The sequence below is a fragment of the Corynebacterium sp. c7Ub_26 genome, assembly GCF_053760365.1.
The window spans coordinates 324040-339809 of record NZ_JBSNBL010000002.1 but is presented as its reverse complement, the minus strand read 5'-3'; the positions used below and the strand labels follow the sequence as shown (position 1 = coordinate 339809).

Sequence of the window (15770 nt, the reverse complement as noted above, 5' to 3'; positions counted from 1 at the left end):
GTGCACTATTTGGTCAGATTAGTGTGATCTCTGAAGCACCGTTGCTTTTAATAACCCTGATCGTAGAGCTTTTCATCGGTGGCTTCGGGGTTGTCGCCGAGCTTCCCGGAGGTCTCATCGGGGTGTTTCATCAGCGAGTACGTGCTCGTCGCGAGCCCACCCCAGATGACCAACATGAACAGGACCATCATCATGACTGCTGTTCCACTCATTGATCTTTATCCTTTCCGTTCTTCGCGTCGTTCATTGTCGACGTCGTATCCGCGGTGTTGCCACTCGTGACGGGCTGACTCGTTGAACCGCCACGCTGCGCATCGAGCGAGACCGCTTCGACGCGACCGCGACGTTGGCGTCGGCGCTGTTCGGCGGCGAAACCAGCTTTGCGCGCTTCATGGCTCTGAGGTGTGACGATGCGCTGATGCACGTTGAACTCCACGCCGAAGTCCGTACCGGGCGGGCCGGATAGAGACGGGTTTCCGCGCCAAGGAACAACGGACATCATGAAGGCGACGACCACGATGAGCCCGACAACGCCCCATCCGTAGAGGTCAATCTGCTGGTCGGAGTAATCGCCGTAGTTGGACTTGAACAGGTTCTGGAGCTCCTGGATCAGCGTGTAGCCAAGAATGATCGGCGTGACGTTGGTGACGCAGATTCGCCAAAAGTTACCCCCTTGGAACGACGACACCGCATTGAGGTGCAGGGAGAATTCGTCCAGCCGACGCAAAATCCAATCGACGCACACGATGGTGATCAAGGAGACGCACACAATGCCGACGTTGTTGGTGTACTTATCCATGATGTCCAGCGTGGATAGGCCGGACGTCGTGGAAAATAGGGCCAAGGAAATAATGCCCATGACCACGCCGGTGCCGATGGCCGCGCTCTTGCGATCAAGGTTTAATTTGTCTTTCACCGCGGAGACAACAACTTCCAGCAGTGAGAAGAGCGACGTGAAGCCCGCGATGGCCAGTGAACCGAAGAAGAGGACACCGAAGACAGCGCCACCAGGCATGGAATTGATGATCGTCGGGAATGCCACGAATGCAAGGCCAATACCGTTGGACACGACCTTGTCCACGGGGACGCCTTCCTGCGTCGCCATGTAACCCAATGCGGCGAAGACACCAATGCCGGCCAGAAGTTCAAATCCCGAGTTTGCGAAGCCGGTGACCAGCCCAGTTCCGGTGAGGTTGGTTCGCGGTTTCAGGTACGACGAATAGGTCAGCATGATGCCGAAGCCCACAGATAGGGAGAAGAAAATCTGCCCGTACGCAGCGACCCAGACTTCCGTATTCGTCAGCGCGGACCAGTTCGGGGTGAAGAGTGCGTCCAATCCCTTTGACGCGCCGTCCATAAACAGCGCGTAGATCACCACGATGAGGAACAGCACAGTGAGCAAGGGCATAAACAGCTTAGAGACCTTGCCGATGCCCTCGTCGACCCCCATTGCCAACACGATGATCGTCGCCACCCACACTAAAGCTAGGGCGATAGCGATTTGCCAGACGATCGAGGTCGAAAATGTTTGTGTTGCTTCGGAGTGAAGGAACTCGTCGGAGAAATAGGCGTCGGGTTTGCTTCCCCATGCGCGGGTGAATGACTTAATTGTGTACAACCCGGCCCACCCAATGATGGCCGCGTAGTAAATCGAAACGAAGAAGGCGATGCCGACCTGGATCCAGCCGATGGGCTCGGTCCAACCGCTGATGCGCTTAAACACAAGGGGAGCTGACCCGCGGAACCGGTGCCCCAGGGTGTAGTCGAGGAATAGGAGCGGGATTCCTGCAGTCAACAGCGCGATGATGTACGGAATGAGGAACGCGCCGCCACCATTGGAATACGCCACATAGGGGAAGCGCCAAATATTTCCTAGACCGACGGCTGAACCGATGGCAGCCAAGAGAAAAGCTGAGCGGGAAGAGAACGTTTCGCGCGATGCAGCGGAAGCGTCACTCTCTGAGGGGGAATGAGACATATAAAAGATGCCTTTCCGCTAAGGCTTCGACCCAACCGAGTCAGGCGGCTAGTAAGCGCATCTGCATGGCTCGACGGGAGTTGCCGTGATGGGGAGAAATGGATTGGTCCGTACGGGTGGGGGACGCAAGCCGCCATCACGCCGGGGGTGGTGGCGTGCTCGACCGTGAAAATACTATCACCCTGTGTTCGACGTCCCGACGGCGTTCCGCCGAGGTTGTGCCGGTGTTCTGTCAGCGCGAAGGGCGCGTGAAGTGCGACAGTGTGTCGCTGGTGGGCTGCCCCGCTGAGTCGAGGTCCCCGCATCGTTGGCGATTTTTACTGCACGTAGGATGTGTGGCATGAGTCTTACCCTCGGAATTGTCGGTCTACCCAATGTAGGAAAATCCACCCTTTTCAACGCCTTGACCCGCAACAATGTGCTGGCGGCTAATTACCCTTTCGCGACGATCGAGCCCAACGTCGGCCTGGTCGAATTACCGGACGCACGCCTGAAACGCTTGGCGGAGATGTTCGATTCTGCGGAGATCATCCCAGCGACGGTCTCGTTTGTTGATATCGCGGGAATCGTGAAAGGTGCCTCTGAAGGGGAGGGGCTAGGCAACCAGTTCCTGGCGAATATTCGCGAGGCAGACGCGATTTGCCAGGTTGTTCGTGCTTTCACGGATGACGACGTGGTGCATGTTGACGGCAAGGCAGATCCGTCGAGCGATATTGACGTTATTGAGACCGAGCTGATCTTGGCGGACCTGCAGACCCTTGAAAAAGCTCTTCCTCGTTTGGAGAAGGAAGCGAAGAAGGATAAAGACAAGGCGGCGGAACGCGACGCCGTCGGCGAGGCCTTGAAGGTGCTGGAGGATGGCCACACGTTGTTCTCCGCGAAAGATTCGGTTGACTTATCGGCGTTGAAAGAATTGAACCTGTTGACGGCAAAGCCGTTCCTTTATGTTTTCAATTCGGACGAAGCCGTCCTGACTGATGAGGCAAAGAAGAAGGAATTGACGGAGTTGGTTGCTCCGGCTCAAGCGGTGTTCCTCGATGCCGAGACCGAGGCTGAATTACTGGAGCTTGACGACGACGAAGCCGCGGAACTGCTGGCATCCGTGGGGCAGGATGAACCCGGTCTGAACAAGCTGGCACGCGCTGGTTTTGCCACGCTGGGGTTGCAGACGTACCTTACTGCTGGCCCGAAAGAGGCGCGCGCGTGGACTATTCATCAGGGGGATACTGCGCCTCAAGCTGCCGGCGTTATTCACTCGGATTTTGAACGCGGATTTATTAAGGCAGAGATCGTTTCGTATGACGATTTGAATGAGTTGGGCTCCATGGCGGAGGCCCGGGCGCATGGCAAGGTCCGTCAAGAAGGTAAGGATTATGTCATGCAAGATGGCGATGTTGTTGAATTCAAATTCAATGTTTAACTGATTCGCGTTTCTTCTCCGCCCGGCGAGCTCCCCATTCCCGAGCCCGGACCGGGAGAGATCCGGGTGAAGGTTCGGGCGAGCGGGCTCAATCCCTCTGATTTCCAGCGTGCTGGTTACGAGTTACCTGGTGCTCCATACCCATTTGTTCTGGGAATCGACGTTGCCGGCGTGGTTGATGCGATCGGCCCGGATGTTCGCCGTTGTCAGATCGGTGATCGGGTAGCTGTCCATAACGATATTCGTCGACGCGGTGGATTTGAGGAATATGCGGTGGTGGACGCGCGTGCCACCGCGATCATTCCCGATAATGTGTCGTGCACGTCTGCAGCTGCTGTTCCTTCTGCCGGCCTGACCGCTTACCAGGCAATTTATCGGAAACTGCATGCAGGTGACGAGCAGTGATACGGTTCTGATCACCGGTGCAGGTGGCGGTGTCGGTGGCTTTGCTGTCCAAATTGCGGCCAACCGAGGTGCTCATGTCGTCGGGGCCGCGTCGGGAAAGCATGAAAATCGTGTGCGGTCCTTGGGCGCTCACGATTTTATTGATTATCGGACTACCGACGTCGGTGATCGGGTGAAGGAGATCACGAACGGGCGGGGCGTTGATGCCGTTCTTGATGTAGTGGGGTCTGAGTCAGCGACTGAAAAGCTTCAACTGCTGGCGTTTGGTGGTCGGATTGCGACGACGGCGGGTGACCCTGATTTCAGCACAGTGAACTCGCTTGATACCGGGCTGTCATGGTTTGGACTGGCCACCGGGCTGGCTTACTTACATGGAACCGACAGTGATGTTGAGGAGCTGGGGCTGATGTTGGAAGAGCTCTTTGCCCTGGTTCGCGACGGCGATGTTGATCCGATGGTGACCTCAACGATTGGTCTCGAAGAGGTGCCGCATAGGCTCGTGGAGATGGCTGCAGGCAAATCGGGAGGGAAAACTGTCGCCGTGCTCTAACGGTGCCCTGATCTTAGGATGCATAGCATTTCGGCAAATCCCTCGATGCTGTTTTCTTTAGTGCATCCTTCTTTAATACATCATGGGCCATTGGGGGTACCGAAGAAAAATTTTTATTGCTTCACTATGACGAAAAGTGATCCCTCTTATTCCACGCTTCTTTAGTTAGAAGGGGCCGGATTAAGGATTTCTATTTTCGGTTGAATAGTCGATCTACTGCTTTTCGGTTTGAACTGCTTAGCTCTAAGTTATAGCCGGTCATGCTTGATGGTGTACCATCGGCGGACGGTACAACGCAGTCTCTTAATCACGTCGGCTCTTGAGTCTGACGTGTGGAGCAAACGGCTCATCCTTATCTTTTCTCCTGTCTGATAAGAAAGTGTGACTCAGTGAAAAGCGCACAGCTCATTGTCCAAACCCTTCGAGCTCAAGGTGTCCGGTATATCTTCGGTGTTCCCGGGGCGAAAATCGATGAAGTGTACGACGCCCTTGTCGACGCGGACGATATCGAGGTTGTTGTATGCCGTCATGAGCAAAATGCCACGTTTATGGCCCAGGCTATCGGCCGATTGACGGGGAAACCGGGGGTTGTTTTGGTTACCTCGGGGCCAGGAACAACGAACCTGGCAACCGGGCTTGTTACTGCAAATACCGAGCAGGATCCCGTGGTTGCAATTGCGGGCACCGTGGGGTTACCAGACAGGCTGAAGAGAACGCACCAGTCTCTCGATGCTGTGAACTTTTTAGCGCCGGTCACCAAATTCACTGCTGAATCGACGTGTGTCGATGATGTTTCGGAACTGATCACCAACGCATTCCGTGAAGCCCAGCAAGAGCCGCGCGGTGCCGCCGCTGTCATGGTCCCGGCGGACGTCGCGGGATCTGAAACATCTGCCCCTCTTCTTGAATTCCCTGACCCGGCGCCTCTGGGGCCGGCATCGCAGGCGCTCGTCGAAAAGGCTAAAGAACGTATTGAAAACGCTAAATTGCCGGTTTTGCTCGTGGGAATGCGAGGGGCAGGGGAGAGTGCGGTCCGCGAACTCCGCCAATTAGTGAAGACCACGAATCTTCCTGTTGTTGAAACTTTCCAAGGAGCGGGAGTTATCTCTCGTGAATTAGAGAATAACTTCCTTGGGCGTGTTGGTTTGTTTAAAAACCAACCTGGTGATGTTTTGCTTAATAAGGCAGACTTAATTATTTCTGTCGGTTACGATTCGGTGGAATACGATCCGCGTGTGTGGAATTTCAATGGCCAGCACGACATCATCCACATTGATTCCATTCAGGCCGACATCGATACTCACTACCGGCCAAACCTAGAACTTGTCGGCGATATTTCGGGCACACTTCATGAGCTAAATAGTGTGATGGATCCGATTGACGTTGAAGAGACTGAGCGCTCATTTATTGATCGACGGCTTGAAGCCTTGGCTCGTACTCAGCGTCAGGGTGCAGAGCAGGCGACGAGCGATTCGGGTGTTAATCCTGCTCGGCTGGTGGTTACTCTTCGGGAGCTTATTACCGACGACAAAACAACGGTGGCGGCGGATATCGGGACGCATTCCATTTACCTCGCGCGGTATTTCCGCACGTATGAGCCCCGGACGTTGCTGTTTTCTAATGGGCAGCAGACCCTCGGCGTTGCGTTGCCGTGGGCAATCGCAGCGGCATTAGTTAACCGCGATCATCCAGTCGTTTCTGTGTCCGGCGATGGCGGTTTCCTTTATTCAGCGCAGGAATTGGAGACAGCGACACGTTTAGGACTTCATCTTGTCCACGTTATTATGCGAGATAATTCGTATGACATGGTCAAGTTCCAACAGGAGAACAAATTTGGCCGCCCGTCAGCCGTTGAATTAGGGGACTATGACGCGGTGAAATACGCAGAAGCATTCGGGGCCAAAGGGTACCGCGTTCACACGTTGGAAGACTTTTCTATCGCTTTTTCCCAAGCAATGGAGGACGACGGGGTGTCCATCGTTGATGTGTCCGTCGATTACACGGACAGCGTGTCGTTAGCTCAGCACTTGGACTTCTCCGTGCTGAACTAACAATGGCTGATTTCCTGGATGCTTAATCCTTCTTAGCGCCTTTCTGACGCTTTGCCTGCTTGACGCCGTGCTCGAGCTCGTTTTTATCCATGTCGGATCGGCCCCCGATATTCAGGCGCTTAGCGTCTTCGTAGAGCTGAGCTTTCGTCCGACCTTGTGGACACTGATGGGAGCGCTGTCCCCCTCGCTCAGAGGGAGACTTGTCATTGACAGACGTCGATGAAGCCTGCTTAGATTCACCCTGTTGTGCACGGGTTTTATTGACCGTGCGGGCTGCGATCTCTTCGGCAGTACTTTCCGAGCGCCCCTTGTCCTTGAGTGAATCCTTAATGTGCTCGTATTGCCGTTCGTGTTTCTTATTCCATGCTTGTTGAGGCATAACAATCACCGTCCTTGTCCTATAACGATATTCTCGTCGATCGGGGTTCGGAGGTAATTGGGTGATATGAAACGCTATGCTTCGGGAATATCTGCACCATATTCTTCGATCGTGATGTCAGTGGGTGCCGGGCCAGTACGGTGTCCGGTATCCAACGCATCGATGGTGGCCAGTTCATCTTCCGTTAACGAGAAATCGAATACATCGAAATTCTCCGTGATTCGAGACTTGTGCACTGACTTTGGAATTGCAGAACGACCCTCATCAATATGCCACCGCAACATAACTTGTGCTGCGGTTTTGCCGTACTTCGCCCCAATTTCTTTGAGAGTGGGGTTATCAAGAGTACTGGTCCGGTTTTCTCCCCATCCCGGGTAGAACGTAATTCCACCAATCGGTGACCATGCTTGTGACAGAACACCATGTTTGGCGTCGGCCTCGAGTGTTTCCGTGTTTCGGAAATAAGGATGAATTTCCACCTGGTTCACCGCGGGAACTACCTCTGTCTCTTCGACAAGTTTGTCGAGGTGTTCGGGCAGGAAATTGCTGACGCCGATGGCTCGCACACGTCCCTCTTTTAAGAGGGATTCCAATCCACGATATGCATCGAACGTGCGGTCAAAGTGGGAAGGCAGTGATTGATGCAAAATCAACAGGTCAATAGTGTCAACACCCAATTTCCCAGCGGATTTATCGAAAGCGTGGCGGGTTTCGTCATAGCCGAAGTCGTTAATCCACACCTTGGTCTCTAAGAAAACCTCGTCGCGGGGAACACCGGAGTTCCGGAGGCCTTCGCCAACTTCGCGTTCGTTGCCATAGATGGCCGCCGTGTCGAAATGGCGATATCCGGTTCGTAACGCTGTTTCTACAGCTTGTGCGGTGTCTTCCGGGCTGGATTGGAAAACGCCGAAACCCAGGGATGGGAGTTCAACACCATTGTTCAAAGTTAGGGTAGGGATGGAATTCGTCATGATTCTCCAATCAGATTTGATAGCTGTTCATCGCAGTGCGCGTCGACAAGCACTCGTCGGAAATGCTCGCTGAGAAAATAAATTCTTTTTACACAATCGCGACGACGATAAAAACGTTGTGAATCTTGGTGGAATTATTAGCAAAAAGTTGGGGGTCTCGAGTTGCTTACCCGACAGGACGTCATATGCCTTTGGCAACGGTCGCTGTTGGTTTGCTGCTCACTAATGTCACCTACACGAAGTCATTGTCGGGTGCGAGTTCGGTGCGGGGTCTTAAGTGGATATCAGGTATCCGCTACCATGTATCGTAGCAAAGATGTGGATATCGTGCATCCGCTTGTTATGGTTGCTGTGGAGAGAGCGCGCGAACCGATACCTTCGTTAGCTCCGAGTGGGAAAACAGTGGAGGAAACCTACCCTGATGGCTCAATCAAAATTGCGAAAAGATGCTGCACACAATCGTGAGTTGCTCCTCGAGGCTGGGCGAGACCTGTTCGCCGAGCGGGGCTTGCGCGTCACTCTTAATGATGTTGCTCATCACGCCGGGGTAGGGGTTGGAACTGCTTACCGCCGTTTCCCAAATAAGGAAGCGCTGCTGGAGGCGATCGTCGAACGACAAGTAGACGAATTGGAAGAGATTCTTCACGATGCGCTCGAGGAAGATGATACATGGGCGGGCATCGTCACGTATCTAGAGAGGTCGTTGGTCCTCCAGACGCACGACCGCGCCATGGCACAGTTGCTTTCTGGACGCCATATGTCACCCGAGAGCTTCGACCGCGAACGGGATCGGCTTGCTCCGCTGATTAATTCCCTCGCTGACCGTGCTCGTCGGGCAGGGGTGATTCGACGTGACATTGTCGGAACGGATCTTGTCATGATTCAGATTGCCGTCGTATCAGTCGCGTTGACCTGCGCAGATCGAGAAGGTGTGAGTAAACGTGATGATGTTGCAGAGGTGTATCGACGGTATCTGTGGATGATGCTTGACGGTCTCAAACCTGCGCGTGATGGTGTTTCGCCCTTGCCCGTCGATCCTTTAACCATGGCGCAAGCCCACGCCCTCTTGGGCTCGAACGGTGTACCGCCGAAACTCGGGAAGGATTTTTCCTAACCGTGACGTAGATGAATCGCGGTCTAACTATCACTATATTGTCGGCCACTCTAACATTTTCGGTTATTTCAGTCAGTTCATGCTTATTCGTTGTAGAAAACCATGTGGTTCGCGAAGTGGCTCCCAATTGTTGTAATAGTTTCATTTATTTGAGAGAGGTGACAACATGAGTGTCATAGAAGAGAAATATACGTTGTCCAATGGAGTTGAGATTCCGAAACTAGGACTTGGTACCTGGTTTGTTGACGACGACAAAGCATCGCAAGCTGTTCGCGACGCCGTGAAGATTGGTTACCGCAACATCGACACTGCTCAAGCGTATGGCAATGAGCGTGGCGTTGGTGAAGGAATACGGACGGCGGATATTCCGCGAGAAGACTTATTTGTTTCAACGAAGCTAGCTGCTGAAATTAAAAATTATGATGAAGCAGTTAAGGCCATCGATGGGTCCCTGGAGACCATGGGTTTGGATTATGTGGATCTGATGCTCATTCATTCGCCACAACCGTGGGGTGATTTCCGTGGTGGCGACTACTCCGAGGGGAACCGCCAAGCATGGCGTGCTTTGGAGGAAGCGTATCAAGCTGGGAAAATTCGTGCTATCGGCGTTTCGAACTTCTTGGAGTCGGACCTCAATAACATCCTGGATTCTTGTTCGGTCAAGCCACTAGTTAATCAACTGCTTGTGCATGTGGGAAATACACCCCATGAACTGCTGTCTTTCTGCGCATCTAACGACATACTTGTTGAAGCCTATTCGCCAATTGCTCACGGCGAAATGCTGAAGAATAAAGACGTTGCCGAGATAGCGGAGAAATATGGCGTAAGTATTCCGCAACTGTGCATTCGTTACACCCTGCAATTGGGAACGGTATCACTGCCAAAGACCGCCAATCCGGATCATATGCAGAGCAATGTAGACGTTGGTTTCGTTATATCGGATGAAGAAATGGATGCTCTGAAGAAACTAGATGCCCGGGATTATGGCGAGAGCAGCCAATTCCCCGTGTATTCCGGGAAATAAAGCTCGCTGCTGGGTGCATAGTCCACCCCGTTACGACTATTCGCGCTCCATTCACACACCATTGGTTCGGCCAGACTCCACCAATGGTGTAGTCCGCCCTGAGGGATAAGTCACAACTCGATCGTCGCTGGAATTTCGTGCACTATACTGATCGACGCATGTTTGAAATCAACCCTGGAAGGGAGATCATGGACGTCGACAAGACAGTTGATGAGTATTACCAGCAGATTCTCAAGCGGAACCCGGGCGAGCCTGAATTTCATCAAGCCGCTCAGGAGATCCTCAGCAGTCTGAAGTACGTCCTCCAAAAAGACGATCACTACGCAGATGAAGGGCTCATCCAACGTCTCGCCGAACCTGAACGTCAAATTATCTTCCGTGTTCCGTGGATTGATGACCAGGGGAATGTCCAGGTCAACCGCGGTTTCCGTGTTCAGTTTAACTCCGTCCTCGGACCATACAAGGGTGGTCTCCGCTTCCACCCCTCGGTGAACTTGGGCATCATTAAGTTCCTTGGTTTTGAACAGATCTTCAAAAATTCCTTGACCGGCCTACCCATCGGTGGCGGTAAAGGTGGTTCTGACTTTGATCCGAAAGGTAAGTCCGAACACGAAGTGATGAGGTTCTGCCAGTCGTTCATGCTGGAGCTCCAACGCCATATCGGCGAGGATATCGACGTTCCTGCAGGTGACATCGGCGTCGGTGGGCGCGAAATCGGCTACCTTTTCGGTCAGTATCGACGCATCACGGGCCGTCACGAGTCCGGAGTTCTCACTGGTAAAGGCCTCACCTGGGGCGGATCCCTCGTCCGCACGGAAGCAACAGGCTACGGCGTCGTCTATTTCATGCAGGAAATGATGGCGTCGAACAAAGAGCGGCTTCATGGCGCCAAAGTCATCGTCTCTGGTTCGGGGAACGTAGCTATTTACGCCATCGAAAAGGCGCAAGAGCTTGGTGCCACGGTCGTCGCATTTTCCGATTCGTCGGGGTATGTCTCTACCCCCGAAGGGGTGGACGTCGAGCTTCTCAAAGATGTCAAAGAGGTGCGTCGTGGCCGTGTGTCGGATTATGCCAACGAAACCGACAAGGCGACGTTCCACGAAAAAGGCAACATTTGGGAAGGTAAGGCCGACGTCGCGCTCCCGTGTGCAACGCAGAACGAGTTGGGTGAGGAAGACGCCAAGATGCTCGCGGACAATGGCTGCAAGTATGTGGCCGAGGGTGCGAATATGCCCTGCACGCCGGAAGCGATCGACGTCTTCAATACCCGCCACACACTGTTTGCCCCTGGTAAAGCGGCTAACGCCGGCGGTGTGGCGACCTCCGCGCTGGAAATGCAGCAAAACGCGTCGCGTGATTCATGGTCGTTCAACTACACCGACCAGCGTTTGCGTGACACCATGCATAACATCTTCAGGGCTTGCAACGATACCGCCAACGAGTATGAAGTCCCTGGTGACTACGTTGTCGGCGCCAATATCGCCGGCTTCAAGAAGGTTGCCGATGCCATGCTCGCACAGGGTGTGATTTAGCAGCGAGTGATTGAGTAAGAAGCGACTGAACCGTCGCCACGATGAGGGGATCATGTATCCCCTCATTTTCTTCGTGAGGAATGTCTTACTAATCAACGGTGTTCCTATAAGCATGAAGAAATTTGGGTCTCTGAGTTTCGGCCATTATTCGGGACGCGCGACCGACGGCAACGGATACACGGCACGCAATGCCTTGCAAGAAGCCGTCGAATTAGCCAAAGCCGCCGATAAGTTAGGCGTCAATGGTGCATATCTTCGTGTGCATCACTATCTTCCGCAGCACGCGAGCCCCATTCCGTTATTGTCCGCCATGGCAGCGGTAACGAAGAATCTCGAAGTGGGCACTGGCGTCATTGATATGCGCTACGAAAACCCGCTTTACCTGGCAGAAGAGGCCGCTGCCCTCGATTTACTCAGTAATGGCCACGTTGCCCTCGGCGTGTCACGGGGATCACCTGAAGCTGCTGACCGCGGTTGGGAGTCCTTTGGGTACACCGGCTCAACAGATCCTCGCGGTGCTGATATTGCTCACCAGCATTTCGACACCTTCCTCCGTGCAGTGCGCGGGGAACCCATGGCCACCGCCGCGGAGGATCAGTATCCGGCGATGTACCGGCCGGGCGCTGGTCTGCCGGTTATGCCTCAGTCGCCCGGTTTGGATCGCCGCATCTGGTGGGGTGCTGGGCGTCGTGAAACCGCAGAGTGGGCTGCTGAACAGGGCGTTAATCTGATGAGCTCGACGCTACTTACGGAGGCCACTGGCGAAGCCTTCGCGGACCTCCAGGCGCAACAACTACAGCATTATCACGAAGCGTGGAAACGGGCGGGCCACGATTGGACCCCGCGTGTGTCGGTAAGCAGGACTATTTTCCCGATTATCGACGGCTACGACCGCAAACTGTACTTAGGGGGCCAATCCAAAGACGGTATTGGCGTGATCGACGGGGTGAATGCAACCTTTGGAAAGACCTACGCGGTCGAGCCAGACCAACTCGTCGAACAATTGCGTAATGACGCAGCCGTGATGGATGCGGATACGCTCATGCTGACCATTCCGAGCCAGCTCGGCGCCGAAGCGAATAAGAAAATTCTTAAGTCCTTCGCTTTATATGTCGCGCCTGAGCTCGGCTGGGAACCAGCTAACCAGGATTAATTAACTGATGGAGATTAGTTGTTAGCGGGCTTGATTTCGTCCTCGACGACCCACTTGTGGTTGGTGACTTTCATGCCATCGGCTTCATAATTCACCATGTACACGGTTTGGTCTGTAGAGGACACAATTTTTCCTTTGGCGCCCTTCATTCCTTTCATATGGTCTGCTTCGATAGTGACCTCGGTGCCGTCAGGAATTCTTTCAGTGCCAGCATCTTTTATTTCTTGCTGGACCACCCACTTGTGGTTTTTCACTGGCTTGCCACCATCCGTCGGCGTGTAATCCACTTCATATGTATATGTGGAGAACGCTCCTGCGATCGTGGCCTTCGCGCCCTTCATTCCCTTCATATGGTCAGCGGTCAACGTGACGGTGCTGTCAACGGGGTAGGTAGGGTGAGCATCAACCGTGATACCCTCCGGTGCGGCACCGCCGTCCATGGAATGATTCATCCCTTGGTGAGCGTCGTTGTCCTGAGAATCACTCGGTGCAGACGACTCTGACGTGCCCGTTTCGGATGATGACGACTGCTGAGACGCAGTGGTGGTTGTTGAGGTCGTGTCCTCGGATGACTGGTCAGAATCCTCATCGATCGTGCACCCGCTGAGGACGAGTGCAGTGCTGACAGCGCCCACAGTGAGTAGTGAGGCAATACGGCTTCGGCGGCGTAATGAACGCATGATCCCTCTTCTTTTATTTCTTATACTTCGCTGTTCTATACCTCTAATACGCCCACTGTAATACGACACTTTTTACGTTGGTAGCGGTTTACTTTTATTGCGCACCATTGTCGGCGAACCATTGTTCAGGCATGGCAATTCAACTCCGTGGATTACTTGCCAACGTGTGTATCGTCGACGTGCCGACGAAGGGCGGGGTTGAGAACCGCGATGCTCACACGCGTGAGTGGCAGAAGAGGAGGAATCGCTGCGTCGAAAGACAGACAGCGTCGGGATATGGCCAGCTCCGAAATGTGGCTAGCGCGACTCTATGGATCCGAGCGGAGTGGTGCGCCACCGGATCCCGAAGGAAAGCTATGCCAATGTCACGCCATGGGGTTATAGAGTTTCGTATGAGTGACTAACACTTCGCGATCACCGGTGGGCTGTTGGAGTTCTTTATTCAGCTCCGCCATGACCGCTTCGCGTGCTCTGTCGTAGTCATCAAAAAAGCCGAGTACGTCACTATCTGATTTCTTTTCACCGTTATTCTTAACGACCACATAGGTGGCAGCGTCTGGCGCAGATACCTGATGCTTAGTGTGGGTAAAAGGATCTCTATAGATGAATGACGTTGACACGAATAATTCTCCTGAGTTCTAAGTCCAGATTGTTAGGGCAATCGCCGGAAGCAAGTTTAGTAGTTAGTTCATCAAAAGTGGGCGCATATAACCCTCTATTTAGTGTTATGACCAATTATTGATACATGACCGTTACAGTCCCGACGTTCTCATGCTCCTTATTCGTGGAGTGACGTGATAAAAGACCACAACAGGCCCGATGCCTGCGGAAGCGCAGGAAGGAAGACATCAGGCTGATCAGCACGTGAAGGATGCCATGTCACGCAATATTCGAATGATTCTGGCTGGGGCGTATAGCTGATCCCAAAACCCTCCGGCACACTGGGAACAAAGGCATAGCGCACGAAATAGTCGGCCCCACCAATCGACGTCGTAGAAAGAAAATCACATGTCGTTGCAGCAACACCCGGATCGGTTAGAAACTCTGTCCCGGTGAGCTCCTTACCTTCCGCTTCCATCGTGGCGGCGGTAAACCGGAGACCCAAAAGGTGGCGGTCAACGCCGTCCCCACGCTTGCACGCCTTGACCCACGCTCGATGGGCGTCGAGGACATCGTCAAGATCCTGACGCGTTGCGTTCCCACTAAGTAACAATGACGCGAATTTCACAGCTTGCGGAGTGACCGCACGCAAACACTCTGTGCGCCCGGCGCAATATTTACGCATGTCAACGGCTTCGTACACTCCTCGCGCTCGTCCGTAGGCCTGGAGTTGTGCAATCGTCAAGATAAGCTGCTGCGCAGCGTCGCCACTGATTCGGAAGGGGAGCTGATCTGCCGGTGGGTGGGGGAGTCTTATAAGAATGAGGAGTGGGAACGGTGACATCGTGCATACGACGTATCGCGGTGACCAGCGTCGCGCCGTCCACGGTGGAGTGTTCCACGTTCAGGCCCAACCAGGAGTCGGCCAGGCTCATCTCGTAGCTAATGGGTTTGTATGCCCAGCTGTGTCCGGGTTCGAATGCGGAGCGACAGAGGTGGTCGGCGTCGTCACGGACCTTGTCGGTGAGCGTGACGGTGAAGAGGAAGTTTGTCAGGCGTCGGTAGGTGTTTTGGTTGTGGGGCTGCTTGAGTGCCCGCTCCAGGATGGGGGCGAGGGTCTTGCTACCGACGGCCGACGGTACGGCAAAGTCGAGTTCAGCAGGGGTCTGCTCACGTGATTCAGAGTTGTCCTCACTGGGGTGAATAATTGCGTTGATCGACGCCGCGAGGGAATCGACATCGCGGAGTGAGCCGTTATGGTCGGTTACGGACACGGCGAAGAGATGCCCCGACCAGAACACACCTATTTCCCTGTTACGGTCACCCAAGTCGGCGCGATGGATGGTGTCGAGGCCGGGTTGTGGGTGGCGTATTCCGCCAGCGAAACACTCCCATTGGTCCATGGTGGTGGGGTTTCCGCGGGCATCGGTTTCCTGAGAAGTGGCGCCTCGGGCTTGGTCGAGGTGAATGGTTGCGGCGCGGTAGATGAACTCGGCTGCCCGGCCGACTCCCGGGGTATAGGGCAAGAATCCCGGGTTGATCTGAAACGACACGTTCGTGCTGTGAAGTAATGAGGTTCGGATAGAGAGGTAGCCGCGTAACCATTCCGCCGAAAACCAGCTTCGGCCCGCCTCTTGCTCGGTGGCCGCGAATTTTTCAAGCTCGGCCTGGATTTCTGGCCCCGAGTTCTGCAAGAAAGCTGAACCCGCGGTGAGCGTGGTGTTCACGACGTCCGCGGGTGCGACTGCACGAGCAGCGGAAACGAGCGCTGCGACAGTCTGTTCAAGTGAAGGCAGGGGAAGGGTTTTCGGTTCCGGTGCGGTCATGTATTTATTCTGTCTACCCGGAGAGCCGACGAACAACCCCCACGAGCTGTTTTCCACCCCCTTGCTGCACCCGATCGCCACTTTCCC

General features: G+C 54.1%; 16 protein-coding genes. 8 read left to right on the top strand and 8 right to left on the bottom strand.

From position 1 onward, the window contains the following. Positions 1–47 precede the first annotated feature (47 nt). Both metS and ACWORE_RS04935 read right to left on the bottom strand, forming a co-directional pair. Positions 48–212: a methionine/alanine import NSS transporter subunit MetS gene (gene metS / locus ACWORE_RS04940; protein ID WP_046203096.1), complete on the bottom strand. Its 165-nt coding sequence runs from the start codon at positions 210–212 to the stop codon at positions 48–50. Further along, complete coding sequence (locus tag ACWORE_RS04935; RefSeq protein ID WP_455302970.1) at positions 209–1978, bottom strand: sodium-dependent transporter; 1770 nt, start codon at positions 1976–1978, stop codon at positions 209–211. The genes metS and ACWORE_RS04935 overlap by 4 nt, the downstream gene beginning before the upstream one ends. A gap of 340 nt (positions 1979–2318) precedes the next feature. Between ACWORE_RS04935 and ychF the strand changes: the two genes are divergently transcribed. The 4 genes from ychF to alsS all read left to right on the top strand — a co-directional run bounded on the left by ychF (position 2319) and on the right by alsS (position 6404). Further along, positions 2319–3398 (top strand): redox-regulated ATPase YchF, encoded by a 1080-nt coding sequence (ychF, locus tag ACWORE_RS04930; protein ID WP_455302968.1) that lies wholly within the window; start codon positions 2319–2321, stop codon positions 3396–3398. After that, complete coding sequence (locus ACWORE_RS04925) at positions 3399–3803, top strand: alcohol dehydrogenase catalytic domain-containing protein (RefSeq protein ID WP_367270433.1); 405 nt, start codon at positions 3399–3401, stop codon at positions 3801–3803. Next, a complete protein-coding gene (locus tag ACWORE_RS04920; protein ID WP_455302966.1) occupies positions 3790–4353 on the top strand; it encodes a zinc-binding dehydrogenase in 564 nt (187 codons plus the stop codon). Before ACWORE_RS04925 ends, ACWORE_RS04920 begins: the two co-directional genes overlap by 14 nt. Before the next feature lie 389 nt (positions 4354–4742). Continuing rightward, positions 4743–6404 carry an acetolactate synthase AlsS gene (alsS, locus tag ACWORE_RS04915; protein ID WP_455302964.1) on the top strand — a complete coding sequence of 554 codons (1662 nt, stop codon included), beginning with the start codon at positions 4743–4745 and terminating at the stop codon, positions 6402–6404. A gap of 22 nt (positions 6405–6426) precedes the next feature. On the opposite strand, the gene ACWORE_RS04910 is transcribed toward alsS, so the two are convergent. Both ACWORE_RS04910 and ACWORE_RS04905 read right to left on the bottom strand, forming a co-directional pair. Then, positions 6427–6783: a plasmid stabilization protein gene (locus ACWORE_RS04910; RefSeq protein WP_455302963.1), complete on the bottom strand. Its 357-nt coding sequence runs from the start codon at positions 6781–6783 to the stop codon at positions 6427–6429. Between the two features lie 74 nt (positions 6784–6857). Continuing rightward, the gene (locus tag ACWORE_RS04905) at positions 6858–7754 is read right to left on the bottom strand and encodes an aldo/keto reductase (protein ID WP_455302961.1); all 897 of its coding nucleotides are present in this window, start codon (positions 7752–7754) and stop codon (positions 6858–6860) included. A 421-nt stretch (positions 7755–8175) separates the two neighbouring features. On the opposite strand from ACWORE_RS04905, the gene ACWORE_RS04900 reads away from it, so the two are divergent. From ACWORE_RS04900 to ACWORE_RS04885, 4 genes are all read left to right on the top strand, one after another. Next, positions 8176–8868: a TetR/AcrR family transcriptional regulator gene (locus ACWORE_RS04900; RefSeq protein WP_455302959.1), complete on the top strand. Its 693-nt coding sequence runs from the start codon at positions 8176–8178 to the stop codon at positions 8866–8868. Between the two features lie 166 nt (positions 8869–9034). Beyond that, positions 9035–9892: an aldo/keto reductase gene (locus ACWORE_RS04895; protein ID WP_455302957.1), complete on the top strand. Its 858-nt coding sequence runs from the start codon at positions 9035–9037 to the stop codon at positions 9890–9892. A gap of 188 nt (positions 9893–10080) precedes the next feature. Then, on the top strand, positions 10081–11424 hold the full coding sequence (gene gdhA, locus ACWORE_RS04890) for an NADP-specific glutamate dehydrogenase (RefSeq protein WP_455303120.1): 1344 nt from the start codon (positions 10081–10083) through the stop codon (positions 11422–11424). Between the two features lie 112 nt (positions 11425–11536). Then, entirely contained in the window at positions 11537–12577 is a 1041-nt protein-coding gene (locus tag ACWORE_RS04885) for an LLM class flavin-dependent oxidoreductase (protein ID WP_455303119.1), read from the top strand. A 14-nt stretch (positions 12578–12591) separates the two neighbouring features. On the opposite strand, the gene ACWORE_RS04880 is transcribed toward ACWORE_RS04885, so the two are convergent. The 4 genes from ACWORE_RS04880 to ACWORE_RS04865 all read right to left on the bottom strand — a co-directional run bounded on the left by ACWORE_RS04880 (position 12592) and on the right by ACWORE_RS04865 (position 15683). Continuing rightward, complete coding sequence (locus ACWORE_RS04880; RefSeq protein WP_455302955.1) at positions 12592–13257, bottom strand: YdhK family protein; 666 nt, start codon at positions 13255–13257, stop codon at positions 12592–12594. Positions 13258–13622: 365 nt separating this feature from the next. Then, on the bottom strand, positions 13623–13877 hold the full coding sequence (locus tag ACWORE_RS04875) for a hypothetical protein (RefSeq protein WP_455302954.1): 255 nt from the start codon (positions 13875–13877) through the stop codon (positions 13623–13625). A gap of 158 nt (positions 13878–14035) precedes the next feature. Continuing rightward, a complete protein-coding gene (locus ACWORE_RS04870) occupies positions 14036–14602 on the bottom strand; it encodes a choline/carnitine O-acyltransferase (protein WP_455302952.1) in 567 nt (188 codons plus the stop codon). Then, the gene (locus ACWORE_RS04865; protein WP_455302951.1) at positions 14544–15683 is read right to left on the bottom strand and encodes a choline/carnitine O-acyltransferase; all 1140 of its coding nucleotides are present in this window, start codon (positions 15681–15683) and stop codon (positions 14544–14546) included. Before ACWORE_RS04865 ends, ACWORE_RS04870 begins: the two co-directional genes overlap by 59 nt. Between the last annotated feature and the right edge of the window lie 87 nt (positions 15684–15770).

Bases quoted from the DNA above. Each gene is read 5' to 3' on its own strand.
- ACWORE_RS04895 (WP_455302957.1), top strand. From the start codon at position 9,035: ATGAGTGTCATAGAAGAGAAATATACGTTGTCCAATGGAGTTGAGATT.
- ACWORE_RS04880 (WP_455302955.1), bottom strand. From the start codon at position 13,257: ATGCGTTCATTACGCCGCCGAAGCCGTATTGCCTCACTACTCACTGTG.
- ACWORE_RS04905 (WP_455302961.1), bottom strand. From the start codon at position 7,754: ATGACGAATTCCATCCCTACCCTAACTTTGAACAATGGTGTTGAACTC.
- ychF (WP_455302968.1), top strand. From the start codon at position 2,319: ATGAGTCTTACCCTCGGAATTGTCGGTCTACCCAATGTAGGAAAATCC.
- ACWORE_RS04935 (WP_455302970.1), bottom strand. From the start codon at position 1,978: ATGTCTCATTCCCCCTCAGAGAGTGACGCTTCCGCTGCATCGCGCGAA.
- metS (WP_046203096.1), bottom strand. From the start codon at position 212: ATGAGTGGAACAGCAGTCATGATGATGGTCCTGTTCATGTTGGTCATC.
- ACWORE_RS04885 (WP_455303119.1), top strand. From the start codon at position 11,537: ATGAAGAAATTTGGGTCTCTGAGTTTCGGCCATTATTCGGGACGCGCG.
- ACWORE_RS04865 (WP_455302951.1), bottom strand. From the start codon at position 15,683: ATGACCGCACCGGAACCGAAAACCCTTCCCCTGCCTTCACTTGAACAG.
- ACWORE_RS04900 (WP_455302959.1), top strand. From the start codon at position 8,176: ATGGCTCAATCAAAATTGCGAAAAGATGCTGCACACAATCGTGAGTTG.
- ACWORE_RS04910 (WP_455302963.1), bottom strand. From the start codon at position 6,783: ATGCCTCAACAAGCATGGAATAAGAAACACGAACGGCAATACGAGCAC.
- gdhA (WP_455303120.1), top strand. From the start codon at position 10,081: ATGGACGTCGACAAGACAGTTGATGAGTATTACCAGCAGATTCTCAAG.